The sequence below is a fragment of the Methylomonas fluvii genome (assembly GCF_014850975.1).
Taxonomy (GTDB): Bacteria; Pseudomonadota; Gammaproteobacteria; order Methylococcales; family Methylomonadaceae; genus Methylomonas; species Methylomonas fluvii.
In genome coordinates this window covers 667,885-692,124 of record NZ_JACXST010000001.1, presented here as the reverse complement: position 1 = coordinate 692,124, position 24,240 = coordinate 667,885, and the positions used below count along the sequence as shown (strand labels likewise).

At 53.8% G+C, this 24,240-nt stretch carries 20 protein-coding genes; 13 read left to right on the top strand and 7 right to left on the bottom strand.

Going from position 1 to position 24,240, the window contains the following annotated elements:
* The first annotated feature begins 43 nt into the window (after positions 1-43).
* The 4 genes from EBB_RS03270 to EBB_RS03255 all read left to right on the top strand — a co-directional run bounded on the left by EBB_RS03270 (position 44) and on the right by EBB_RS03255 (position 7,500).
* On the top strand, positions 44-1,342 hold the full coding sequence (locus EBB_RS03270; protein ID WP_192392451.1) for a hemolysin family protein: 1,299 nt from the start codon (positions 44-46) through the stop codon (positions 1,340-1,342).
* Positions 1,343-1,533: 191 nt separating this feature from the next.
* Positions 1,534-2,670: an efflux RND transporter periplasmic adaptor subunit gene (locus EBB_RS03265; protein WP_225587221.1), complete on the top strand. Its 1,137-nt coding sequence runs from the start codon at positions 1,534-1,536 to the stop codon at positions 2,668-2,670.
* A gap of 3 nt (positions 2,671-2,673) precedes the next feature.
* Complete coding sequence (locus EBB_RS03260; protein WP_192392450.1) at positions 2,674-5,799, top strand: efflux RND transporter permease subunit; 3,126 nt, start codon at positions 2,674-2,676, stop codon at positions 5,797-5,799.
* A gap of 12 nt (positions 5,800-5,811) precedes the next feature.
* Entirely contained in the window at positions 5,812-7,500 is a 1,689-nt protein-coding gene (locus EBB_RS03255) for a BatD family protein (protein ID WP_225587220.1), read from the top strand.
* A gap of 55 nt (positions 7,501-7,555) precedes the next feature.
* Here the strand turns inward: EBB_RS03255 and nudE are convergent, their stop codons facing one another.
* Both nudE and EBB_RS03245 read right to left on the bottom strand, forming a co-directional pair.
* Positions 7,556-8,107, bottom strand: coding sequence for an ADP compounds hydrolase NudE (nudE, locus tag EBB_RS03250; RefSeq protein ID WP_192392448.1), 552 nt, complete (start codon positions 8,105-8,107; stop codon positions 7,556-7,558).
* Between the two features lie 83 nt (positions 8,108-8,190).
* The gene (locus EBB_RS03245; RefSeq protein WP_192392447.1) at positions 8,191-9,702 is read right to left on the bottom strand and encodes a methyl-accepting chemotaxis protein; all 1,512 of its coding nucleotides are present in this window, start codon (positions 9,700-9,702) and stop codon (positions 8,191-8,193) included.
* A gap of 177 nt (positions 9,703-9,879) precedes the next feature.
* Here EBB_RS03245 and yrfG point away from each other — a divergent pair, with 177 nt between their 5' ends.
* Positions 9,880-10,536 (top strand): GMP/IMP nucleotidase, encoded by a 657-nt coding sequence (gene yrfG / locus EBB_RS03240; RefSeq protein WP_192392446.1) that lies wholly within the window; start codon positions 9,880-9,882, stop codon positions 10,534-10,536.
* On the opposite strand, the gene rhlB is transcribed toward yrfG, so the two are convergent.
* The gene (gene rhlB, locus EBB_RS03235) at positions 10,475-11,815 is read right to left on the bottom strand and encodes an ATP-dependent RNA helicase RhlB (RefSeq protein ID WP_192392445.1); all 1,341 of its coding nucleotides are present in this window, start codon (positions 11,813-11,815) and stop codon (positions 10,475-10,477) included. The genes yrfG and rhlB overlap by 62 nt on opposite strands.
* A gap of 101 nt (positions 11,816-11,916) precedes the next feature.
* Here rhlB and trxA point away from each other — a divergent pair, with 101 nt between their 5' ends.
* The 5 genes from trxA (at position 11,917) to EBB_RS03210 (ending at position 18,082) form a co-directional block, all read left to right on the top strand.
* Positions 11,917-12,243 carry a thioredoxin TrxA gene (gene trxA, locus EBB_RS03230; RefSeq protein ID WP_223146792.1) on the top strand — a complete coding sequence of 109 codons (327 nt, stop codon included), beginning with the start codon at positions 11,917-11,919 and terminating at the stop codon, positions 12,241-12,243.
* Between the two features lie 174 nt (positions 12,244-12,417).
* Positions 12,418-13,674, top strand: coding sequence for a transcription termination factor Rho (gene rho, locus EBB_RS03225; RefSeq protein WP_033157583.1), 1,257 nt, complete (start codon positions 12,418-12,420; stop codon positions 13,672-13,674).
* Between the two features lie 231 nt (positions 13,675-13,905).
* Positions 13,906-15,576 (top strand): ABC transporter ATP-binding protein/permease, encoded by a 1,671-nt coding sequence (locus EBB_RS03220; RefSeq protein WP_192392443.1) that lies wholly within the window; start codon positions 13,906-13,908, stop codon positions 15,574-15,576.
* A 42-nt stretch (positions 15,577-15,618) separates the two neighbouring features.
* Positions 15,619-16,719, top strand: coding sequence for a glycoside hydrolase family 5 protein (locus tag EBB_RS03215; RefSeq protein WP_192392442.1), 1,101 nt, complete (start codon positions 15,619-15,621; stop codon positions 16,717-16,719).
* A 397-nt stretch (positions 16,720-17,116) separates the two neighbouring features.
* The gene (locus EBB_RS03210) at positions 17,117-18,082 is read left to right on the top strand and encodes an IS110 family RNA-guided transposase (protein WP_192392441.1); all 966 of its coding nucleotides are present in this window, start codon (positions 17,117-17,119) and stop codon (positions 18,080-18,082) included.
* Here EBB_RS03210 and EBB_RS03205 read toward each other — a convergent pair.
* The 3 genes from EBB_RS03205 to EBB_RS03195 all read right to left on the bottom strand — a co-directional run bounded on the left by EBB_RS03205 (position 18,070) and on the right by EBB_RS03195 (position 20,088).
* Positions 18,070-18,279 (bottom strand): transposase, encoded by a 210-nt coding sequence (locus EBB_RS03205; RefSeq protein WP_192392440.1) that lies wholly within the window; start codon positions 18,277-18,279, stop codon positions 18,070-18,072. The genes EBB_RS03210 and EBB_RS03205 overlap by 13 nt on opposite strands.
* 218 nt (positions 18,280-18,497) lie before the next feature.
* Positions 18,498-19,412, bottom strand: coding sequence for an SRPBCC family protein (locus EBB_RS03200; RefSeq protein ID WP_192392439.1), 915 nt, complete (start codon positions 19,410-19,412; stop codon positions 18,498-18,500).
* Between the two features lie 205 nt (positions 19,413-19,617).
* A complete protein-coding gene (locus EBB_RS03195; RefSeq protein WP_192392438.1) occupies positions 19,618-20,088 on the bottom strand; it encodes a hypothetical protein in 471 nt (156 codons plus the stop codon).
* A gap of 147 nt (positions 20,089-20,235) precedes the next feature.
* Between EBB_RS03195 and EBB_RS03190 the strand changes: the two genes are divergently transcribed.
* Positions 20,236-21,042, top strand: a complete 807-nt coding sequence (locus EBB_RS03190; protein WP_192392437.1) for a helix-turn-helix domain-containing protein — start codon at positions 20,236-20,238, stop codon at positions 21,040-21,042.
* A gap of 1 nt (position 21,043) precedes the next feature.
* Here the strand turns inward: EBB_RS03190 and EBB_RS03185 are convergent, their stop codons facing one another.
* Positions 21,044-22,204: an aminotransferase-like domain-containing protein gene (locus tag EBB_RS03185; protein WP_192392436.1), complete on the bottom strand. Its 1,161-nt coding sequence runs from the start codon at positions 22,202-22,204 to the stop codon at positions 21,044-21,046.
* A 71-nt stretch (positions 22,205-22,275) separates the two neighbouring features.
* On the opposite strand from EBB_RS03185, the gene EBB_RS03180 reads away from it, so the two are divergent.
* Together EBB_RS03180 and EBB_RS03175 are read left to right on the top strand one after the other, a co-directional pair.
* Positions 22,276-22,758 (top strand): MarR family winged helix-turn-helix transcriptional regulator, encoded by a 483-nt coding sequence (locus EBB_RS03180; protein ID WP_192392435.1) that lies wholly within the window; start codon positions 22,276-22,278, stop codon positions 22,756-22,758.
* Between the two features lie 23 nt (positions 22,759-22,781).
* A complete protein-coding gene (locus tag EBB_RS03175; protein ID WP_192392434.1) occupies positions 22,782-24,008 on the top strand; it encodes an RNA polymerase sigma factor in 1,227 nt (408 codons plus the stop codon).
* The last annotated feature ends 232 nt before the right edge of the window (positions 24,009-24,240 follow it).

Genomic DNA, 24,240 nt, shown 5'->3' with positions numbered 1-24,240 from the left:
TGGCGTACTACCGACACTTATTACTTTTGGATGCTATAAACCCATGGATATTGGCCTGATACTGATTTTAATCCTGATCAACGGCGTGTTTGCAATGTCGGAAATGTCGCTGGTCTCTTCCGGGCTGGCGCGCTTGCAGAAATTGGCCGGCGAAAAACGCGCGGGTGCGCGCACCGCGCTGAAATTGCACCAGGATCCGTCCCGATTTTTGTCTACCGTGCAGGTCGGCATAACCTCGGTCGGCATTCTCAGTGGCGCCTTGGGCGAGGATGCCTTAACCCGTCCCTTGTATCGGCAACTGCTGAACATTCCTCTGCTGGCGCCCTATGCCCAGAGCATTGCATTAATCGCCACGGTATTTCTGATTACTTATTGTTCGGTAGTGATCGGCGAACTGGTGCCCAAGCGACTGGCCCTACTGCATCCGGAGCGGATTGCGGTGTTTATCGCCCGGCCCATGCATACGCTGTCGCTGGTTGCCAGCCCTATCGTCTGGCTGCTGTCCTCATCCAGCACGCTGATATTGCGGCTATTTGGCGCACATCGGCCGCCGCAGACCAGTGTCACCAACGAAGAAATCAAACTGCTGATGGAAATCGGTGCGGAATCCGGTGTATTTCACGCCAGCGAAAGCCATTTGGTTGGCAACGTCTTGCAACTGGATGAACAAATGCTCGGCGCGGCCATGACGCCGAGGCAGCAGATATACGCTATCGATTTAAGCGATCCGGAAGCGACAGTACATGCCGAAATCGCCGACTGCCCCTACGCCAGAGCGGTAGTTTGCCAAGACGGCTTGGAAAATGTGGTCGGAATCTTGCAGAGAAGCGATCTGCTAAAGCTGGCGATGGCCGACAAGACCTTGGATATAGCGCCGATCCTGCATGCACCGTTGTATGTGCCTGAAGCCATGACACTAAGGCAATTACTGGAGTTTTTCCAGGAAAAGCGTGCCGATTTGGCGCTGGTGGTAAACGAATATGGCGATATTGAAGGCTTGGTCACGCTCAGCGATGTCCTAAAAGCCATCGTCGGCCATCTACCCAGCCGCACCAATCTGGACGTCGATGTGGTGCAACGTAGCGATGGTTCGTGGTTGGTGGATGGCGGTTTATCGATCCAGCGTTTGAAGACGGTGATCGGTATAGACGGCAATTTGCCCGGCGAAGCCGACAGCGCCTATCACACCGTCGGCGGCTTTATTTTGTTTTACCTGGAAAAAATTCCCCAAGTAACGGACAACTTCGAATTTCGGCAGTGGCGTTTCGAGATCGTCGACATCGACGGTACGCGTATCGATAAGGTGTTGGTCAGCGCCAAACCATCCGAGGCGGCAATTTAGCCATTCGCTAAGTTGAGTTTGTCGGCCTAAAGCGCAATTGGCGACACCTGAGTTATACGCCAACATTGCTTGCATCGGCCTTAGCTTTACGTCGTTAGATGACAAGATGACCTAGAAAATAATCTGACAACGTAGAAGTAGTCCGTGATTTGTAAATTGTTTGAAAAGATTTTTTGCTTAAAGGAAATACCATGAAAGCCAAGCTCCAGACGCCATTCCGCTCTTCGCCGCTTATGGCAGCGCTATTTTTGCTGAGTTTTGCCTTACCCGCCTTTAGCGCCGATTTGAAACCGGTCCTGGAAGCCTCGCCTGCCTTGCTAAAGCTGTTGAACATCGCCGAGGTCAAACCCGGCGAAGTCGCCGAGTCGCTGAATCTTTCGGCCCGGGTGGAATTGGATCAACACCGGGTCGCGCGCATCGGCGCCTCGGTTACCGGGCGGATTACCGAAATCGATGCCATGCTCGGCCAAGTGGTAAAAAAGGGCGAACGTCTGGCGCTACTGAATAGCACCGAGCTGGGTAAAGCACAGTCCGACTATTTAAAAGCCGCGTCGCAAGTCAATTTGCGGCGGATTACCGTCAAGCGCGCCGAGCGCCTGCTGGAAAGCGGCGTGATCTCGGAAGCCGAGTTTCAGGAGCGGCAGAGCGTGTTGACTGAAGCCGATGTGGATTTACGCGCCGCCGCGGACCAGTTGCGGGTAATGGGCATGAGTGACGCGGATTTGAAACGCATAGACAAACAGCGCAGCATTCACTCCTTTTCGCCGGTTACGGCCAGCATAGACGGCGTCGTCATCGAACGGAACGTCGCCATCGGCCAGGTGGTACAGCCGGCAGACGCTTTGTATACCGTCGCGGACTTGTCGCAACTGTGGCTAGTTGCGGAAATTCCCGAGCAACAAGCGCACTGGGCGCGGCAAGGCGACCAAGCCTTCGCCGAAGTACCGGCACTACCTGGACAGGAAGTTAGCGGCAAACTGATTTATGTCGCCGATATGGTCGATTCCGACACCCGCACGGTGACAGTGCGGATGGCCCTAGCCAATCCACAGCGTTTGTTCAAGCCGCAAATGTTGGCCACCTTAAAAATCAGCAAGCCCGGCTCACAGACCTTGATCGTGCCCAGCCAGGCGGTGGTCAGGGAAAATGATAAGGATTTTGTGTTCGTGGAAACCGCTGCCGCACGTTTTGAGTTACGTCCGGTGCGGCTGGGCCGCGAAGAAGCTCAGAAACGGCCCTTACTGGAAGGCTTGAAAGCGGGTGAAAAAATTGTCGTGGGTGGCGCGTTTCATTTGAATAACGAACGCCTGCGCAGCACCTTGGAGTAGAGCATGATTAACAGCCTTATAGCAGCCGCTCTGCATCAGCGTGTTCTGGTGGCGGTGCTGGCAGTGGCGGTCACGCTGTTCGGTGCGCGCGCCGTGCAGCAGCTGTCGGTGGATGCATTTCCGGATGTCACCAATATCCAGGTACAAATCGCCACCGAAGCGACCGGTAAATCGCCGGACGAAGTCGAACGATTGGTCACCGTGCCCTTGGAAATAGCGATGGCCGGCTTGCCCGGCCTGGAAGAAATGCGTTCGATGAATAAGAACGGCTTGTCCTTGATTACGTTAATTTTTACCGATAAGACCGAGGTTTACTTCGCCCGGCAGTTGGTAATGGAACGGCTGATAGAGGTGAAGCAGCAGATGCCGGAAGGCATCAATCCGGTGCTGGGGCCGGTTTCCACCGGTTTGGGCGAGGTGTATCAATACACCTTGGAGCGCGACGATGATGGCAAACGGGCCTTGACCCAAGAGGAATTGCAACAGCGCCGCGAAGCGCAGGACTGGGTGGTGCGGCCGTTGCTGCGCGGGATTCCCGGCGTGGCGGAAATCAATTCCCAGGGCGGCTATGTCAAACAATACCAGGTGTTGGTTGACCCCAACCGCTTGCATCATTACCGGATTTCATTGACCGAAGTATTCGAGGCGCTGGCTAGAAATAACGCCAATAGCGGCGGTGGCGTACTGCCGCATTATGCCGAACAATATCTGATTCGCGGCGTCGGCTTGATTAACGACGTCAAAGACATCGGCAATATCGTCTTGAAGGAAGAAGACTCGGTACCGGTGCATATGCATGATGTCGCCGAAGTCAAAATCGGCCATGAAGTCCGGGCGGGTGCAGTGCTCAAGGACGGCTACACCGAATCCGTGGGCGGCATTGTCATGATGCTGCGCGGCGGCAACGCCAAGGAAGTGGTCAGCCGCATCAAGGCGCGAGTGGCGGAAATCAACGCGAAAGGCATGCTGCCGCATGACCTGAAAATTGTCTCCTATTACGACCGTAGCGATTTGGTCGATGCGGCTTTGCATACCGTGACCAAAGTGCTGCTGGAAGGCATAGTGCTGGTGGTGATCGTGTTGTTCCTGTTTCTGGGCGATGTGCGCTCCAGTCTGATCGTGGTCAGTACCTTGATCGTCACGCCTTTGGTGACGTTTATCGCAATGAATCAGTTGGGTCTGTCCGCTAATCTGATGTCGCTGGGCGGCTTGGCGATTGCCATTGGCTTAATGGTAGACGGTTCGGTAGTCGTGGTGGAAAACGCGTTTCGGCTGCTCGGCGAACGAAAAGGCCGGGCAACCAGCCGGGTGCGCGTGGTGCAGACCGCCGCCCAGGAAGTGGCGACGCCGGTGTTGTTCGGTGTCGGCATCATCGTGCTGGTATTTTTGCCGCTGATGACGCTGCAAGGCATGGAGGGCAAGATGTTCGCGCCGCTGGCTTATACCATTGCTATTGCTTTGCTGATTTCGCTGCTCGTGTCGCTGACCTTGTCGCCGGTACTCTGCGCCTTTTTACTGGAAGGCCACGACGGCGAGCACGACACCCGGCTGATCGCTTTCATCAAGCGGATTTATTTACGGATGCTGGATTGGGCGATGGCCAATCGGCTGAAGGTGGTGGGGGGTGCGGTCGGCGTGTTCGCCGCGACCTTGGCCTTACTGCCCTTGCTGGGCACATCGTTCATTCCGGAAATGAAGGAAGGCTCCATCGTGCCGGGCATTAACCGGATGCCGAACATTTCGCTTGAGGAAAGCATCAATGTGGAAATGCAGGCGATGAAAATGGTGATGGAAATCCCCGGCGTAAAAACCGTAGTCAGCGGCGTGGGCCGCGGCGAAAGCCCCGCCGATCCGCAAGCGCAAAACGAGTCCACGCCTATCGTTACATTGAAACCGCGGGAAGAATGGCCGAAAGGCTGGACTCAGGACGACATCGCCGATGCGATGAGCGCGAAACTCACCGAAAACCTGCCCGGCATGCAGGTGGTGATGGCCCAGCCGATTTCCGACCGGGTGGATGAAATGGTCACCGGCGTGCGTTCCGACGTGGCGGTGAAAGTCTTCGGCGACGATCTGGCTGAATTGAAACGCCTGGCGGACGCCATTGCCGGGGTGGCGAACGATGTTAACGGTGCCCGCGATATACGGGTTGAGCGTTTGACCGGTCAGCAATATTTGAATATCACCGTTGATAGGCAAGCCATCGCTCGCCACGGTTTAAACGCATCGGACATACACGATGTCATAGAAACCGCGATAGCCGGCAAAGTGGCTACCGAGATTTATCAAGGCGAACGGCGCTTTTCGGCGGCGGTGCGCTTGCCGGAGCGATTTCGGAACAATATCGGTGCCATAGATGCGTTGATGCTGACGTCAGCGAACGGCGCGCGCGTGCCCCTGGGCGATGTCTGCAATATCACCTTAAACGATGGTCCGGCCTTGATCAGCCGGGAAATGGGTAAGCGCCGGATTGTCGTGGGGATTAACGTGCGCGACCGGGATTTGGGCGGTTTCGTCGCCGAGCTGCAAAAAGCCGTGGCCGACAAAGTGCAATTGCCGGAAGGCTATTATCTGCAATGGGGCGGTCAATTCCAGAATATGGAGCGGGCCTTGGGGCATTTGCAAATGATCATTCCGGTTACTATCGCGGCGATTTTCTTTTTGTTGTTTATGTTGTTTAAATCGCTGCGCTTTGCCGCGTTGATTATTCTGGTACTGCCGTTTGCGTCGATAGGCGGCATCATCACGCTGTTTATCAGCGGCGAGTACCTATCGGTCCCGGCTTCGGTGGGATTCATCGCCTTATGGGGCATAGCGGTGCTGAATGGGGTGGTGTTGGTATCGTATATCCGCTCCCAGCGCGAAAGCGGTCTGAGTCTGGAGTATGCGATACGCCGCGGCTGCGAACAACGCTTTCGGCCGGTGATGATGACCGCCACGGTGGCCTTGCTGGGTCTGGTGCCGTTTTTATTCGCCATCGGCCCTGGTTCGGAAGTGCAAAAGCCCCTGGCTATCGTGGTGATAGGCGGCTTGATTAGTTCCACGCTGCTGACCTTGGTGGTATTGCCAGTGTTATACGGCTGGTTCGATGACCGCCCTGATGTTCATAAACCTTTTTCAATGAAGTAAATGATCCATTGTATGCATAGACATAGTTACTCGTGGCTGCTGTATGGCCTGTTAATGCTGATTAGCGCCGCGATACAGGCGGCGGAGATTCAAGTGGCGGTTGACCGCAACCCGGTCGGCCTTACTGAATCGTTTCAAATTACCTTTACCGCCAGCGCAGAGCCGGACGGCAATCCGGATTTTGCGCCCTTGCAGGAGAATTTCGACATTCTCAGTCAGCAGCGCAGCAGCAATTCCTCGTGGATCAACGGCAAAAGTAGCCGGACCGAACAATGGATAGTTCGGGCGATGGCCAAACAAGCCGGCGAGTTGTTCATCCCGTCGATTGCCTTCGGTGCCGATAGCAGCAAGCCGTTGAAACTGGTTGTGAATGAAAATACCGCTGCTCCGCAAGGTAACGACGACATATTTCTGGACGTGACCGCCACGCCCGAGCAGCCCTACGTGCAGTCGCAGGTGTTGTACACGCTGAAGTTATTCCGCAAGGTACAGATTACCCAGGCCAGTCTTAGCGAACCGGAGATTAAGGATGCCTTAGTCGAAAAACTGGGCGAGGACAGCACCTACGCCACCCAAGTCAAGGGCGTGGATTATTGGGTGACGGAACGGAAATATGCGATTTTTCCGCAGCAAAGCGGCGTATTTACCATCGCGCCGTTGATACTGAATGCCGAATACCTGAGCAATCAACGCCAGCCGCGTTTCAACGGTTTCTTCAATCGGCCGGATACGGAATCTCGGCGGGTGGCTTCCAAAGCCATCACGTTGAACGTACAAGCGGTGCCGGCCAGCTTTAAAGGCCCGAATTGGTTGAGCGCCGAATCTTTAAAACTCAGCGAAACCTGGTCGGCTACCAGCTTGCAAACCAAAGTTGGAGAGCCTTTGACCCGCACGCTGACACTGAGCGCGAAAGGCGCCACGGTCGGCCAGTTGCCGGAACTGCTTGATAAAACCGCTATCGATGGCATCAAAACCTATCCCGACCAACCGCTGCTAAAGGAAGACAAAGGCAGCGACGGTTTAACGGCGCTACGCGAAGAAAAAATTGCCTTCATCCCTTCCAAGCCTGGCGAATATACCTTGCCGGCGCTGGACATCGTTTGGTTCAACACCAAAACCCAGAAAATGGAAACAGCGCACCTGCCTAGCGTCAAGCTCACGGCCTTAGCCGGCAGCATGGATGCCCAAAATCCCGCTTCGCCCGCTGCATCGAGTGCACCGCAAGAGCCGGTAGCGAGCCCGATGACCACGACGCCAATTACCGTGACCAACAGCAGCGACACCCGCTTTTGGCAAGTGGTATCGGCGACGTTGGCGCTGGGCTGGCTACTGACTATTGTTGTGTTTTATCGCCGCCCTTCCGGCAAAGCGCCAACGGACAAGCCTGTTGAGCGGGTGCAGGAAACCGCTATGGAAAAGACGCTGAAACGTGCTTGTTGGGAAAATAACCCGCAGGCCGCCAAGGAGGCTTTGCTGCAATGGGGTAAGGCCGAGTTCGGCGCGGAGAGTTTGGGGGCGATTGCGGCCCATTGTGCCGATGGGCTCCGTGAAGAGATTTTGGCGCTGAATCGCTTGTTATATTCCGGGCAGAATCAAGATTGGCAAGGCCAGAATCTTTGGCAGGTGTTTTCCACTAAACCCGCAGCGGTCAGCGGCAAAGGGAAAAGCGACGACGGTTTGGAGCCCCTATTCAAAATTTAAAGTTCAAAGCTGTAGAGGTGCAAACTCCTGCGTCTTTACCGTAGTGATCGACAGCTCAACCGCGCTCGTTCAAATGCGCCAACGCCATATACAAGGCGGCAATCGAACGGGCTTCGCTGCATTCGCCGCTGGCTAGCAAGGTATCGATACTATTTAACGGCCAAGGCACCACTTGCAGTTCTTCAGGTTCATCGCCGACCAGTTTTTCCGGATACAGGTCTTCAGCGAGAATAATATCTATCGTGTGTTCCAGATAGGCCGGCGCCAGCGATACCCGGTGCAAATGGTGTAATTTGGCCGCACCATAACCAATTTCTTCTTTCAACTCGCGATTGGCGGCGTCCAGCATATCCTCGCCGGCATCCAGCTTGCCTTTGGGTAAACCCAGCTCGTAACGATGGATGCCGGCGGCGTATTCCCGAACCAGCAGCACAGTATCGGGGTCTAGCATCGGCACCACCAGTACCGCACCGTGCGAGGCGCTGCGAGCCAGACGCTCGTATTGGCGGCGCTCGCCGTTACTAAACTCCAGGTCCAGGGCTTCGATGCAGAATTGCCGGGTTTGGGCGATGACGGTTTGTTTCAGGATTTTTGGTCTGTTGGGCATCGGCTCAGGGTTTACAGCTTGGTCGCTGGTTGGGTTGCTGACGTGGGTTTCCTTTCCATGCCAAGATCGGCGTGAAAGCACTTTTAACTGTTCGCTAACTTGAAAAAACCAACCACGCTTTGCAGTTGTTCGGCTTGGCCGTTCAATTCCTCGGCGGTTGCGGCCATTTCTTCCGAGGCGGCCGCGTTTTGTTGCGTGACTCTGTCCAACTGCCGCATGGCCTCGCTGATTTGTTTGATGCCGCTGGCTTGTTCTGCTGACGCGGCATTGATCTCTTGGACCAGGTCCGCTGTTTTCACAATGTCCGGCAGCACATGGCCGATGAGCACCCCGGCTTTTTCGGCAATCGAGACGCTGTTGGATGCCAATTCGTTGATTTCCGCCGCCGTGGTGCGGCTGCTTTCCGCCAATTTACGGACTTCCGCCGCCACCACGGCAAAGCCTTTACCGTGTTCGCCGGCCGAGGCGGCCTCGATTGCCGCGTTTAAGGACAATAAATTGGTTTTGTAGGCAATGTCTTCGATCAGCCCGATTTTTTTGGCGATATGTTTCATGGCATTGACGGTTTCGATTACCGCTTCGCCGCCTTGTTTGGCCTCGCTGGCGGATTTACCGGCCATCTGTTCGGTGACGTGGGCATTCTCGGTATTTTGTTGCACCGAGGCGCTGAGTTGTTCGATGGAGCTGGTGGTTTCTTCGACACTGGCCGCCTGCTCGGTGGTGGCTTGGCTGATCGATTGCGCGGTAGCGCTAACTTCCTTGGACGCCGAACTTAACACGTCGGCATTACCCAAAACTTGCTGGACGACGTTACTAAGCTGGTCGCGCATGCCTTTTAAATCGTACAACAAACTGCTGGTGTCGCCTTCCCGCAGTTCTATCGCTACGGAAAGATCGCCGGCGGCCATGGTATTGACCGCTTCGGCAGCATAGCCGGGTTCTCCGCCAAGCTGCGTCATTAAGCTTTTAGTGATCAGATAGCCGGCAACGCCACCAATCAGTACGGAAACTAGCGCCAGTGTGGTAATCAAATTCACGCTGTGATTGACCGTTTCCTTGGCTTCTACTCCGGATTGTTTCATTAGCTTGGTTTGAAAATCAATTAGCGCGGCTACCGAATCGATATACTCGGTTTGCAACTTCCTGACTTGGGACAGCAGAAAATCCGCCGCTTCCGCTTGCTTGCCCTCGCCGGCTAATTTGATGAACTGATCCTGGGCATTCACGTAAGGTGTCCGGGCATCCAACACTTTTTTGAGTACGGCTTTACCTTCCGCGCTGCTAATAGTCTCGTCAAGTTTATCCAGATTTTCCTTGATAGCTCGCCGTGCGTCTTGAATGCGGGCCAGTTCTTTATCGATGGTGGCTCGGTCTTTGATAATCAGGGTATTGCGCATCGAGCGGGCAATAACGTTGATGTTGCCGATGACGTTATTGGCCCAGACTGTTTTCGGAAATTTATCGTTGACCATGTTGTCGATGTTGGACAACAAGTCGTTCATGCTGTTGATGCTGATGCCGGCAATCATGGCCAGTAGCAGCAAGACTCCGCTAAAACCCAAGCCTAAACGGGTTCGCACTTTCATGGTGCTCATGAATTTAACTCCTTTCGACGGCCGATGCCGTGACAGAACAGATATAAAAGCTTTTAATCCTTTTTCTTATAGACATCAAGCCTAGCTGAACTTAGGGATTTTCCGGTTAGAATAAAAAACTAATTTAGGCTGTGTGTGGGAATGACAAGAGCTATTAAATGATAGGGATAAACTGAAATGCTCGACTGGAAACAAATCGATACCGTACTACTGGACATGGACGGCACTTTACTGGATTTGAATTTCGATAATCATTTTTGGCAGGAGTTTGTGCCCTTGCGCTTTGCCGAACTGCATAGCCTGACGCTAGAGGACGCCAAACAGCAGTTGGCACCGCGTTTCAAAGCGATGGAAGGCAAATTGGAATGGTATTGCCTGGATTATTGGACCCAGGAATTGGCTTTGAATATCGCCGGGCTGAAGCAGGAGTTGGCCGGTTTGATTGCAGTGCATCCGCATGTCACTGAGTTTTTGGACGCGGCGCGAGCCAGCAGCAAGCGCCTATTGCTGGTGACGAACGCCCATCGTGACAGCTTGAATCTGAAGATGGAAAAAACCTGTCTGCATGGTTTTTTCGACGAAATTGTCTCGTCGCACGATTTTGGTTTTGCTAAGGAGCAGCAAGGTTTTTGGCAAATCCTGCAAGACACACATCGGTTTGCAAAGGATAGAACGTTGCTGGTAGACGATAGTGTTGCCGTGCTGGCATCCGCCCGGACGTTCGGCATTGCTCATCTGGTGTCGATCAGCAAGCCGGATAGTCAACGGCCGGTTAAGCAGGTTGCTGAGTTTGCGGCGGCGGAGGATTTTCGGGCGTTGATGCCTGGTTTGTAGCGGGTTCCGGGCGCGGTGAACGGTGTTCCCTGGGCTTGTGCTCCGAACGCGGTGGGCGTTTATCGCGCGGCATGACCCGTTCGCGCGGTTCGCGGCGTTGGGGTTTTATGACGTCTTCCACCATCAATTCCGGCGTGATGCTTTGCACCGGCACTTTCTCGCCAATGTAATCTTCGATGTCCGGCATCGAATAAGCGTATTCCTCGCAAATGAAGCTGATAGCCTCGCCGCTGGCGCCAAAACGGGCGGTACGGCCAATACGATGCACGTAATCTTCGACATCTTGCGGCAAGTCGTAGTTGAAAACATGCGACACATCCGGAATGTGCAGACCGCGGGCCGCTACGTCGGTCGCTATCAATAAAGTGACCCGGTTTTCCTGGAAGTCGTTGAGCAGGCGCTGGCGCTTTTCCTGCGGCACGTCGCCGCTGAGCATGGCTACTTTGTGGCCGTTAGCAGCCAGGTAATCGTCGAGCTGCTCGGCACAGCGTTTGGTGTTGACGAAAACGATGCTGCGCTGCGGCTGGTGATGCTTCAGCAAGCCCAGTAATAGCGGGATTTTTTGGTCATTGGCAGGGCAATACGCCACCTGATTGATGGCTTTGGAAGTCACTTCCTCGGATTCGATGCGAATCAGTACCGGGTTGTTCATGTGCTCATAGGCCAGTTCGGTGACCTTATAAGATAAGGTGGCCGAAAACAGCATATTCAAGCGCTTTTCCGCCGGCGGCATGCGGCGCAACAGGAAGCGGATGTCTTTGATAAAGCCCAAATCGAACATGCGGTCAGCTTCGTCCATCACGGTGACTTGAATATTATCCAGCGTGAAAGCGCCCTGCCGGTAAAAATCGATAATGCGGCCCGGTGTGCCGATAATGATGTCGACATTGCCTTTGATTTTATCCAACTGTTTTTGATAGTCGGTACCGCCGTAGATCAGCGCAAATTTCAGGTTCAGATACTTGCTCAAAGCCACCGCGTCTTTGTGAATCTGGATCGCCAGCTCACGGGTTGGAGCGAGAATCAGCGCGCGCGGGTTCTTGATTTTTTCGCTTTCGTCGTTGATCAGGTGCTGAAAGGTCGCCAGCAAAAATGTGGCGGTTTTGCCAGTGCCGGTTTGGGCTTGGCCGGCAATGTCTTTGCCGCGTAAGGACAAGGGCAAGGATTTATCCTGAATGGGTGTGCAGTTGATGAATCCTGCTTCTTTCAGACCTTTAATGATGGAGTCGGACAGCTCCAAATTGCTAAAACGCGTTTCCGTCAAATGTGTTTTCTTCATAGCCCGATAGGATAAACTAAAAAGCCGCGCGGTTGAAATCGATTGACAATTAAAGCGCCGCGAAACTATAGTCTTGACTTTGTAAACTAATGGAGAATGGCGTGAGCGACCTAGTCCTTCATGTATCAGACGCTGATTTTAATGAAACTGTGTTGAAAGCCGGTACACCGGTGTTGGTCGATTATTGGGCCGAATGGTGCGGTCCATGCAAAATGATTGCCCCGGTTTTGGATGAAATTGCATCCGAATATCAAGACAAACTCACTGTTGCCAAGCTGAATATCGACGAAAACCCTAAAACCCCGCAGCACTACGGTGTGCGCGGTATTCCGACTTTGATGCTTTTTAAAGGCGGCGAAGTGGAAGCGACTAAAGTTGGCGCCTTAACCAAATCCCAATTGGCTGCGTTTATCGATAGCAACATATAAATTACGCCGAATCACCGGATTTATTAAAAATGTTTTTGATAAGTCCGGTTATTGCGCTAGAATTTTCCCCGCTTGCTTGTTCGCATTCTGAAAGTCCTTAACAAATCCAACAACTACCTGCCGCTGTAAACAGCACTCTGCTGTTTTGCATTTCTTTCATTTCCCTTAATCAACATGAATCTTACCGAGTTAAAACTTAAACAAGCCACTGAAATCATTGCAATCGCTGAATCCCTGGGTCTCGAAAACATCGACAGAGCCCGAAAGCAGGAATTGATTTTTGCGATTTTGAAGAAACAGGCGAAGAGTGGGGAAGATATTTTTGGCGATGGGGTTTTGGAGATACTGGCGGATGGGTTCGGTTTTTTAAGGACACCGGGTTGCTCCTATCTAGCGGGACCGGACGACATTTACGTATCGCCCAGTCAGATTAGACGTTTCGGTTTACGCACCGGCGATACGGTCAGCGGTAAAATCCGCCCACCCAAGGAAGGTGAACGGTATTTCGCGATGTTGAAGGTCGAAAGCATCAACTTCGAATCGCCCGAGCAATCCAAAAACAAAATCTCCTTTTCCAACCTGACACCGCTGTTTGCCAACAAACGCTTCCGCCTGGAGCAAGGCAACGGCACCAGCGAAGATTTAACCGCCCGCATCATCGACTTGATCGCCCCTATCGGTAAAGGCCAGCGTGGCTTGATCGTTTCGCCGCCGAAAGCCGGTAAAACCATGATCATGCAAAGCATCGCCCATGCCATTGCCGAGAACAATCCCGAGTGTTATCTGATCGTGTTGCTGATCGACGAGCGCCCGGAAGAGGTAACCGAGATGGAGCGTTGCGTACGCGGCGAAGTAGTCTCCAGTACCTTCGACGAACCCGCTACCCGCCACGTGCAAGTGGCTGATATGGTGATCGAGAAAGCCCGGCGTATGGTTGAACATAAGCACGACGTGGTTATCCTGTTAGACTCAATTACCCGTCTGGCCCGCGCTTACAACATGGTGGTACCGTCTTCCGGCAAACTGTTGTCCGGTGGTGTCGACGCCAATGCGCTGGAAAAACCCAAACGCTTTTTCGGCGCCGCCCGGAATATCGAAGAAGGCGGCAGTTTGACTATCATTGCCACGGCGCTGGTAGAAACCGGCTCGCGAATGGACGAAGTGATCTTCGAAGAATTCAAAGGTACCGGCAACATGGAACTGCATCTGGAGCGGAAAATCGCTGAAAAACGCATCTATCCGGCCATTAACATCAACCGCTCCGGCACCCGCCGCGAGGAATATCTGGTTGATCCTGACGAACTGCAAAAAACCTGGATTTTGCGCAAAATCCTGCAGCCAATGGACGAGTTGGCCGCATCAGAATTTTTGTTGGGCAAACTCAAAGATTTTAAAACCAACGCCGCATTTTTCGATTCGATGAAGCGCTGAGCGCAAAACACCTGTACAGACGAGCGCTACAGCGCTCGTCACAAACTCGTCAAACATCCCCTCTGCTGTTTTTCTCTTTTTTGTCATAAAACACAAAAGCCTATCCTTAGTCTGATGCGCGGCCAGCAGCGCAGCAACACATTTGATGGTTATTGATGCAATTAATTTTGTTATATTGCGCGACGACCTTAAACGAGGAGTACGGCCTTGCGAACAACCAGCAAATTTTTTATGCAATTCGTCCGATTGGCGGGCCCTTTCTGGTGCTCCGAAAATAAGACTACAATCCGCACATTGTCGGCGTTTTTGGTCGCGCTGACAGTGGCGCAAATTGCGGTTTCGGTGATTATTACCGAATGGAGCGCGGATTTATTCGATGCCTTGGAGCAGCGCTCGATGTCGAGACTGTTTACCCAAGTTGGATTAATCGTTTTGATTTTTATCGCGAATATGGCAATTACGGCCACCCATTTGGTCGTCAAACGTCGTTTGCAATTGAGCTGGCGGGGCTGGTTAACCGACAAATTGATCGGGCAATGGATGCGCGACGGCCGGCATTATCTGGTTACCCACTTGCCGGGCCAGCATGATAATCCCGATGGCCGGATCGCCGAAGATGTGCGAATATCCACTGAATACGCAATCGATCTGTTACACACTTTTTTTTACTGCGTGCTGTTGTTGACCAGTTTTACCGAGATACTGTGGACCTTGTCGGGGACCGTTACGGTAAATCTAGGTTTGGTCGAAATCCCCGTTCAAGGCCATTTGGTCTGGTTGGCGCTGATTTACGCCGCTAGCGCATCCACGCTGGGTTGGTGGATCGGTAAGCCGCTCACCATGGCTACCGACAATAGACAGACCGTGGAAGCCAATTTCCGCTTCGCGCTGGTCAAAGCCCGGGAGAATGCGCAAGCCATTGCGTTAATCCACGGTGAGCGCCATGAGAATCCGCATTTTCATCATTTATTTGGGAATATTGTCGACGCATGGAATCAGCAAACCCACGCCTGGCAGCGCATCACCATGTTCAGCTCCGGTTATTCAATACTGTCCATGGCATTTCCTATCCTGGTGTCGGCGCCGCGCTTTATTCTGGGCACGATCAGTCTGGGAGCGTTGATGCAATCCGCGCAGGCTTTCCAGCAAATGGTCGCGGCGTTGTCATGGCCGGTTGACAATATGGGTAAGGTGGCGGAGTGGCGTGCCTCTGTCGAGCGAGTGTTGGGATTGAGCAAGGCCCTGGAGCAATTGGAGCGGGAAATTGCCAAACCCGATCCTCATCGGATTCGGTTGGTGAAAAGCGAGAATTCCGTGTTGGCGTTTCGTGATTTATGTATTTCGCGTTTGGACAGAATCGTTTGCGTATCCACCCTCAACGAAGAAATCAAGTCTGGAGAGCGGGTGTTGATTGCCGGTAACGCCTTTTCCGGTAACAAGCTGTTTAAAGCCATAGCCGGTCTTTGGCCCTGGGGCGAAGGCGTGATCGAATTGCCTGATGATGAACGAATGTTCTTTATGCCGCCGCGTCCTTATCTGCCGACAGGCACTTTGCGCGCGTCAATTTGCTACCCATCCAACCCCTCCGCTTTCGATCAACAGGTTTTGGAACATGCCCTTCAGCTGGCCGGTGTGAAAGAGTTGGAAGAGCAGTTAGACCAAGTTGCCGATTGGGAAAAGAATCTTGAGCGTGAACAACAACAACGCTTAGGCTTGGTGCGACTGTTGCTGCACAAACCTAAATGGATATTGATGCAGGAAGCTTTCGATTCTCTCGACCCTGACAGCGAAGTGGACATGGTCAATCTGATCCATAAAAGGCTTTCGGATTCGGCGGTCCTGACCATCACCAAGGTGCCCAATATACAGGCCCTGTACAACCGGCGAATTACGCTCTGCTAACGGGAAACGTGCTCTAAGGCGCTTTGTTACCGGGGTTTTCCTATGTCTGCCAATAAACTGCGCGGGGTTAATCTGGGCGGATGGTTGGTTTTAGAAAAATGGATGACGCCCAGTTTGTTTGCCGGGTTGAATGCCAGGGACGAGACCAGTTGGTGCGTCGAATTGGGCTGCGAAGCCAAAACCCGGTTGCCGCAACATTGGCAAACCTTCATCACCCGCGCCGACTTTGCCTGGTTGGCGCAAGTCGGGATCAATGCGGTGCGCATCCCGGTTGGCTATTGGCTGTTCACAACCGATTATCCCTATCATCATAGTTTCGGCGCAGTGCGATTTCCTTTTGTCGGCGGCGGCATGGAGGTGCTTGACCGGGCTTTCGAATGGGCCGAAGAGTTTGGCTTAAAGATAGTTGTCGATCTCCATGCCGCGCCCGGCTGTCAGAACGGTTTCGATAATGGCGGCATCCAGGACGTTTGCGAGTGGCACACGCAAGACAACTTTATCGACTACTCCCTGGAGACCCTGGAGCGATTGGCCCGGCGTTATGGCATGCGCCCGGCATTGCATGGAATTGAGGTCTTAAACGAGCCGCGCTGGGATGTGGATACGGAATTGTTGAAACGTTACACCGAGGCCGCTTATTGGCGCATTCGCCGCCATTGTCCGGCCGAACAGGTGGCGGTGATATTTCATGATGGTTTCCGGTCGTTTCGCGAATACGCCGGTTTTTTACAGCCGCCCGAGCATGGCAATGTGATCTTTGATATACACCGTTATCAATGTTTTGTGCAGGACGATATCGACAGGGATATTTATCGGCATCTGCAAAAAGTGGTTTGTGACTGGAAAACAGAAGCTGACGAGATTATCAGCGGCCTGGGTTTGCCGACCTATGTCGGCGAATGGAGTTTGGGATTGGATACAAAACTGGCGGCGCTTTGGGCCGAGGGGCCTTTCGATCATGTCCATACGCAGATGGACGACATGCAATTCGATATCGCTTGTCGCGGCTACGCAGCTGCCCAGTTAGCGGTGTTCGAAAAGTATCTGGGCTGGTTTTTCTGGAGCTATAAAACCGAGAATATGCCGCAATGGAATTTTCGAGAATGCGTCGAGCGTGGCTGGTTGCCGAGTAAGTATGCTTGACGTTTGGCGCGACTACTAAAATATTTGGTATTTTAAGTAGGGAATCTGCATTCTGGAACGTCTTACTATTATCAGCATCATAATAATCATGATTAGCCCGCGTTCCTCCGATTAGCGAAGCCTAATCGGAGGAACGACGTCAAACATTCGTCCGATTACGCTGCGCTAATCGGACCTTGTATTATCCAAGCGTGCTTTTCAAAGGATAATAAACCATGAAAACACACCTGAGGGGCACCTCAGGTTTGGGTCGCTGGATGCCGTATCGGAGCTTGGATTTCGAAATCCCCGGCGTAGATCTTTGCAGCAGCGACCCACCCTCGATCAACGATCGGACAGTCTCTTCGGCCCGGTTTCCGGCAGCCTGCATTCACAAGGTAGATCATTTGAGGTTTTCATGTCCCATTTTTATCTCGGTATCGATGTTGCTAAAGCCAAGTTGGATTGCGCATTGCGTCTGCCCAACGGTAAGTTTCGCGCCAAAGTCATTCCCAATTCTCTCGACGGCTTCGCGACGTTGTTGACGTGGTTGGCCGCTCAAAAGGCCGAATCGCCTCATGTCTGCATGGAAGCGACCGGCATTTATTGGGAAGACGTTGCTCAGCATCTGGCAACCGCTGGTTTCACCGTGAGCGTCGTCAATCCAGCACAAATTAAGGCCTATGGAGGTTCACGGCTCACCCGCAGTAAAACCGATACGGTCGATGCTAAACTCATCGCCGATTTCTGCGCCGAGCGCCAACCGCCTGCTTGGCAGCCCCGTAGCGAGGCGGAAATCACGCTACGTGCATTGGTGTTGCGCCTGGACGCCTTACAAACCATGCGCACCCAGGAAAGCAATCGTTTGCTGGTGGCGCGCGAACCGGTACGTGAGGACATTCAACAGCATCTGAATTGGCTGGATACAGCCATTCAACAGTTGATTGACGCCATCAATAACCATATCGACCAACATCCCGATCTGAAGCAACAACGCGAACTGCTCGACAGCATTCCCGGCATTGGCGAACGTACCAGCGCTATTATCCTGGCGTTCTACGCCGATACCTCGCGCTTCGCCAATAGTCGGCAGGCCGCCGCTTTTGCTGGACTCGATCCCCGGCAATACGAATCGGGCAGCAGCATCAAGGGCAAGCCCAGGCTCTCCAAAATAGGCCATGCCTTCCTGCGCAAAGCGCTTTATATGCCGGCCATGGTGACGCTTTATAAAACAGCCTGGGGTAAACAGTTCCGTGGACGATTAGCCGGTGCTGGTAAACCCAATAAGCTGATTATCGGTGCCATGATGCGTAAATTGATTCATGTGGCGTTCGGTGTCTTGAAATCAGCTAAACCTTTCGATTCGGCTATTCATTTAGCTTGACTTGGATAACAGTATCTACGGCCCTGATCAAGTGTTAACGGCTTGCCGATGCCCGCTTGACCGGATTGCTCCCCTTGCACCTTCAGCCAGCGACGCACCGCCGTCTCACCCAGCTTGAGCTCCTGGCAAACCTGCACCACCATCAGCCCTTGCTCCTGGACCATTTTCACCACTTGCAGCTTGAACGCCGCGGTCAAAACTGCGTCTTTCTTGTTTCATTATGCTAACTTGGTAGATTGATAGTTTATCAACCTACCGGGGTGCCCATTTTTATTAGACCACTACAATGGCATGCTGAAGCACAATCAGCCGTTCGATAACATACGGTTTTATGCCATTCCTGCATCGGCCGTCGCGGAATAAAGAAACGACGAAATTTGTTGCTTTTGAACAGAGTATCTGCGGCTCTACGGCCCTAACAAATAAATGGCAACAGCCGTGTAAAAACACCAACGTTTCGATTTATTTGTACTTCACCGTCCTGTTCAAGGGCGACTGCAGTCATGCGCTGAATTATTTTTGGGAAATCACGATCAACCTGAAAAGCCAGGATAGGGAGGATTATGGGTACAAGGAGTCTGCTTTTTGGGATTAGCTCCCACCAGACCATCACCTGGGAACCAGCATTTGAAGGCGAGACCTCCCAACCGCCAAGCATCGCTTTTGCCGGAAACGGGAAATTCGGGGCTTCGGAACGAAAGCGGACTGTAAAGCTGCGACCGGGGTTGAATTCGGTACATTCCTCAGACCATTGCTTGCCGGCATGGTCTTCACAGAACCTAACTACCCCAAGGCTGGGTTGTTTCCCGTCCATAACAACAGAGTGCTTCAATGATGGCATGTAGGTCTTGATGTCGCCAATGTCGCCTATGACCCGCCATAGCTTTTCAGCTGGCGCATTGGTTTCAACGATAATACAGTGGCGATATTTGCCAATTTCTGAAATTCTGTGCGCTCGCCCAGCCGCCCATAACTGCCAGCCCCCAAAAATGAACACCATCCCTGCCACACCGATAACAATTCGGCTACCGAGAGGAGAAAATAGCTGCGGCAAGGTGAGCAGTAGAACGACAGATCCAACTACCCACGAAAAATCGGCAGCGCTTGCAAGAAGCGCGCGCCATGTGTTAGCGCGCTGACGCGTTGCCTGATAAAACAGCTCGGCGGCAAAGGCAACCAAGCCGATACCGATGAGTTGAAGGATGAATTGATCATCCACTCCAAGCCACTCACCAACTAGCGCAGGCTGAAACAGCATAATAAGTGCGGACGAAAGTGAAAATGTGGCGTTTGATGCCAGCGCAAGACGCAGTGGTGTAGCAGCTTTCATGAATCTCTCCTTCTGATAAGTTAATAGAGATAGAAATATTTTAGGTCCAACGTAAATTTTGCGGCCTCAATGCCTGCGGCTCATCCATGCGATCAGAGTACACCAATTTGACCGTGAGGTTGCGCATCGCTAAACAAGCCTTACATGGTTGTTTTTAAAGCTGGATCGCCAGATTTTTCCGTCAAGCGCCGCCAACCGATTTGGGTTAACCCTGTTCCGATCTCGATTTCCAGGCCGCTTGGGCCACCAGAATCGCCGCCGTTAGAAAACCGACCGTGGTCAGGGTAAAACTGATGCCGGCCTGGATCGGGAAGTGCGGCTCGACCGGTAAAGCCGAGGCATCCGGCTTGGCCGATAGGCCTCTGAGCAAAAACGACAGCGGGTTGAAAAACGCCCCAAAGCAGCAAGCACCCACCACCCAAACCGGCGGCGTGACCGCATATTGCCGAAACAGCAAAAAGAAAATGAACAGAAATTGGGCCATCATCAGGTAATCGATGTGAGCGCGGATTATGTCCGCCCGTTCGACCAAATGGCCGGCCAACGCGCCGTCGGGAAAAAACAGCGTAAACCCCAATACCCAGGCAATGCTCAAGGCTATCGCCAGGCAGAATATGGCAAACGCCAGTAGGAATACGTTGGTCAACGGTTCGGGTGGAAATGTTTGCTTGCTCATATTTATCCTCAAAGTAATGGGGAGCTTAGCCCCGCTGATTGAATGCCGTATAAGGCAAACGCCCCAAGCCCGTTGCCAAGCACCTGTGCATTGACTAGACTGCTTGGCAAACTGCCGGCGAGCCGGACGCGACAGGGAGCTTAAACGATGACCAATACGCCACGCTTGTATGAACGTGCTACCGCCACGGCCGCTCCTTTCGATGCGCTGTGGGACATCAGCGGCGGCCGCACATTTTTTTGCGGTCCGCTGTATTACAACGCCAACCACCAACACGGGGCTCCGGTGTTTCTGGCCGGTCTGTATGGGAAATTTCGTTTGAAAGTGGCGGGTAGCGATTGGCTGTCTTGCCGCACGGCGGTGATTCCGGCCGGGGTCTGGCACGAATTGGATGTGGGCGGCGACCCAGTGGCGGTGTTTTACATTGAACCGACCATCGCCGGCACCGAGGCGCTGTTACCTTTAATCCGCGATACCCGCCCGGTGAATGGTGCCTTGGTCGGCAATGGCGGGGAAATCAATTTCATGCGCGAGCTGTACGAAGATCGCTATCACCCAAATTGGAGTGGGCAGCCCTTAGTCGATCTGCTGGATTTTTCGAAACGCCGGTCGCAAGCCGACAGACTAGATCCGCGCATCAGCCAAATCGTCGAGTTTTTGTTTGCACAGGGCGACGATTTGACTTCGGTGCTGACGCTGGCCGCGAACGTGGGACTATCCGCATCACGGCTGCAGCATCTATTCAGCCAACAGATCGGCGTGCCGTTTCGCCGCTATCGCAGCTGGAACCGGATGCGGCAGGCGATACAAGAAGTCATCAAGGGCCAAAACTTCACGACTGCCGCGCACGCCACCGGATTTTCCGATTCCGCCCACTTCAGCCACGAATTTCGCAAGACTTTCGGCGCCGCACCCACGGTGGGTTTGCATAATCTGGCGCGGCTGCAACCTTAGCTTAAATAAACTCTCGCACCAAATCAGCCAAAATCCGCAAGCCTGATTCGGCATCCTCGCTACTGGCGTGGCTGAAATTCAAACGCAGTTGGCCGCAAGCGTCCACCGCCATTGGCAGGAAGGATTCGCCGGGCATAAAAGCTACGCCGGCTGCTATAGCTTTAGGCAACATCAGGCGGGTATCGACGCGGCGATTCAGCGTAAGCCAAAAAAACAAACCACCGGGCGGGGTTTGCCAAACCGCCAGATCTGAAAAATGCCGACGCAGCGCGGCTTCGAACGCATCGCGGCGCTGCCGGTAATGCCCGGCCAGCGCCACCAACTGCCGGCTGCGCTCGGGATTTTTCAATTGTTGCAATACCAGCCATTGGCTAAGTCGATTGCTGTGCAAATCGGCCGCTTGTTTCAAGCGGGTCAAAAAGGGCATCAGTTCCGGCGACGCGACCAAGTAACCCAAGCGCAAGCCCGGCGCCAGACTTTTCGAAAACGAGCCCTGGTAAATCCACGGTGCTTGTTGCAAACCGGCACACACCGGCGTGCGTTCGCAATCGTCATACACTAAATCGCGGTAAGGGTCGTCTTCGAACAAGGGAATATCGGCCGCATCGCAGGCTGCGGCCAAGGCGGCGCGTTCCGATGCATCCAGGCAACGGCCGCTGGGATTCTGAAACGTGGGTATAGCATAGGCAAACGCCGGCTTTTCCTGCTGCAAGGTATGCAGGTCGGGCGCCCCGACATCGTAAGCCACAAAACGGGCTCCGAAAAAGCGGAACACCTGCAAAGCCGCCAGGTAGGTCGGCGCCTCCACGGCCACTGGCGTGCCGGGATCGATGAATAGTTTGGCGACCAGATCGATGCCTTGCTGCGAACCGGACAGGATCAACACCTGTTCGGCCGAACATTTAACGCCCAGGCCTTGCATGTCCGCGGCAATCCGCTCGCGCAGCTCCGCTTCGCCTTCGCTGGCGCCGTATTGCAGCATGTGCTGCGGCATGGCCTCTAGCGTGAATTGCGGGAAGCTGTCCAACGACGGCAAACCGCCGGCAAAGGAAATCATGCCGGGTCGGTCGACGACGGCCAGAATTTCGCGGATTGGTGACGGATGCAGGTCTTGGGTACGAGCGGAAAAGCGGATAAGGTGCTGCGGCGATAATGAGTTCATGGTGGGCATTGATAAATGTCAATAAAGTTGACCTATAGCCATGCTAACGGCTGCCTGCCTATAATGTCAATATGGTTGACCAAATAGCCGCTATCGATAATCCCCCGCTTGATGAAATGCCGACGCCGGACAGGCGCGAAGCCGCGTTACGCTTGGCTATCGAACAGTTTTACTTCGGCTATCGCGCCTTTACCGTACAGCCGGACCGCATCCTGGCCGAGCGCGGACTGGGGCGGGTGCATCACCGGATCTTGTATTTCGTCGGCCGCAACCCGCGGATTTCCGTGAACGCGCTGCTGGGCATGCTCAGCGTCAGTAAACAAGCTTTGAACGCCCCATTGCGGCAATTAATGGACATGCAACTGGTCATGATAGACACGGCCGCGCACGACAAACGGGTGCGCGAACTCAGCTTAACGCCGGACGGCGCAGAATTGGAAGCGCAACTGACCGGCACGCAAATGCAACAACTGCAAACGGTATTCGCACAAGTCGGCGCCGAAGCCGAAGCCGGCTGGCATCAAGTAATGCGCAGCTTGAGTACACAAGGCTGAAAGCCGACGGAGGCGAAACGACATTGCGCGAAAAAATCGACGCCATCTACCAAAGCGAATCCCGTCATGTGCTGGCCACCTTGATTCGGCTGCTCGGCGATTTCGATGTGGCCGAGGAAGCGCTACACGATGCCTTTCGCGCTGCGCTCGAACAATGGCCGCGCGACGGCTTACCGGCCAATCCGCGCAGTTGGCTGGTGTCGGCCGGCCGCTTCAAGGCTATCGACGGCCTGCGTCGGCAAGCCCGTTTCGATGCGCTGGAAGATGCCGATGCCTTGGCCGATCCGGCCAGCGAAGTTGACGACACGGAAGTAGAAGCCCTGGAAGACGACCGGCTGCGGCTGATCTTTACTTGTTGCCATCCCGCGCTATCCCCGGATGCGCAAGTGGCATTGACGCTACGCGAGGTCTGCGGCCTGGCCACCGAGGAAATCGCCCGCGCGTTTCTGACGCCAACGCCAACGCTGGCGCAACGCATCGTCCGCGCCAAAACCAAGATCCGCGATGCCAAGATTCCCTATCAAGTACCGGCACCGGCCGAACTGCCGCAACGCTTGGATTCGGTGTTGCGGGTTGTTTATCTGGTGTTCAATGAAGGTTACTCCGCCTCATCCGGCGCTGCGTTAACCCGGCACGATTTGTCGGAAGAAGCGATACGCTTGGGACGTTTTTTGGTCGAGTTGCTGCCGGAACCGGAAGCGCAAGGCTTATTAGCGTTGATGCTGCTGCACGAATCGCGCCGCGCCGCCAGAGCCACAGCCGACGGCGAACTGATCTTGTTGGACGACCAAGACCGCAGCTTGTGGGATAGGGACCGCATCGCCGAAGGCTCGGCGCTGGTGCAACGGGCATTAGGGTCACAGCGCTTTGGCCCTTATGCCGTGCAAGCCGCCATTGCCGCGGTGCATGCCAACGCTAGCCATGCCGCGGCTACCGACTGGCCGCAAATCGTCGCACTCTACGACATCTTATTGCAAATCGATGCTTCGCCGGTGATCGAATTAAACAGTGCCGTCGCGGTAGCGATGCGGGATGGACCCGCAGCCGGGCTGGCTTTGATCGATGCGATTTTACAGAATGGCGACCTTAGCGATTATCACCTGGCGCACGCGGCGCGGGCAGACTTATACCGGCGTCTGGGCAGAACCGACGAAGCTATCGCGGCTTACGAACAAGCCCTGGCTTTGGCGCGGCAGGAACCGGAGCGGCGCTTTTTGGCGCGAAGACTACGGGAAATCCGTGTCGAGTGACAGAATTAATGAAAAATGGGAGATTGATTTTAAAGTACTATTTCATAATTTGAGTCACGTACCATTCCCACTTTTTGACACAAAAATGAAAAGTTTCGCGCCCCGTCTTTCTGATAGAACAAGGTCGGCCAAAGCCCACCCGACATAAAAAAATAGGTGCCACCCGCTACGAAATTGCGTCGATGGAAGTCGGGCCATTGTAGCCTCGATGCAGCGTTAGCGAAATCGAGGG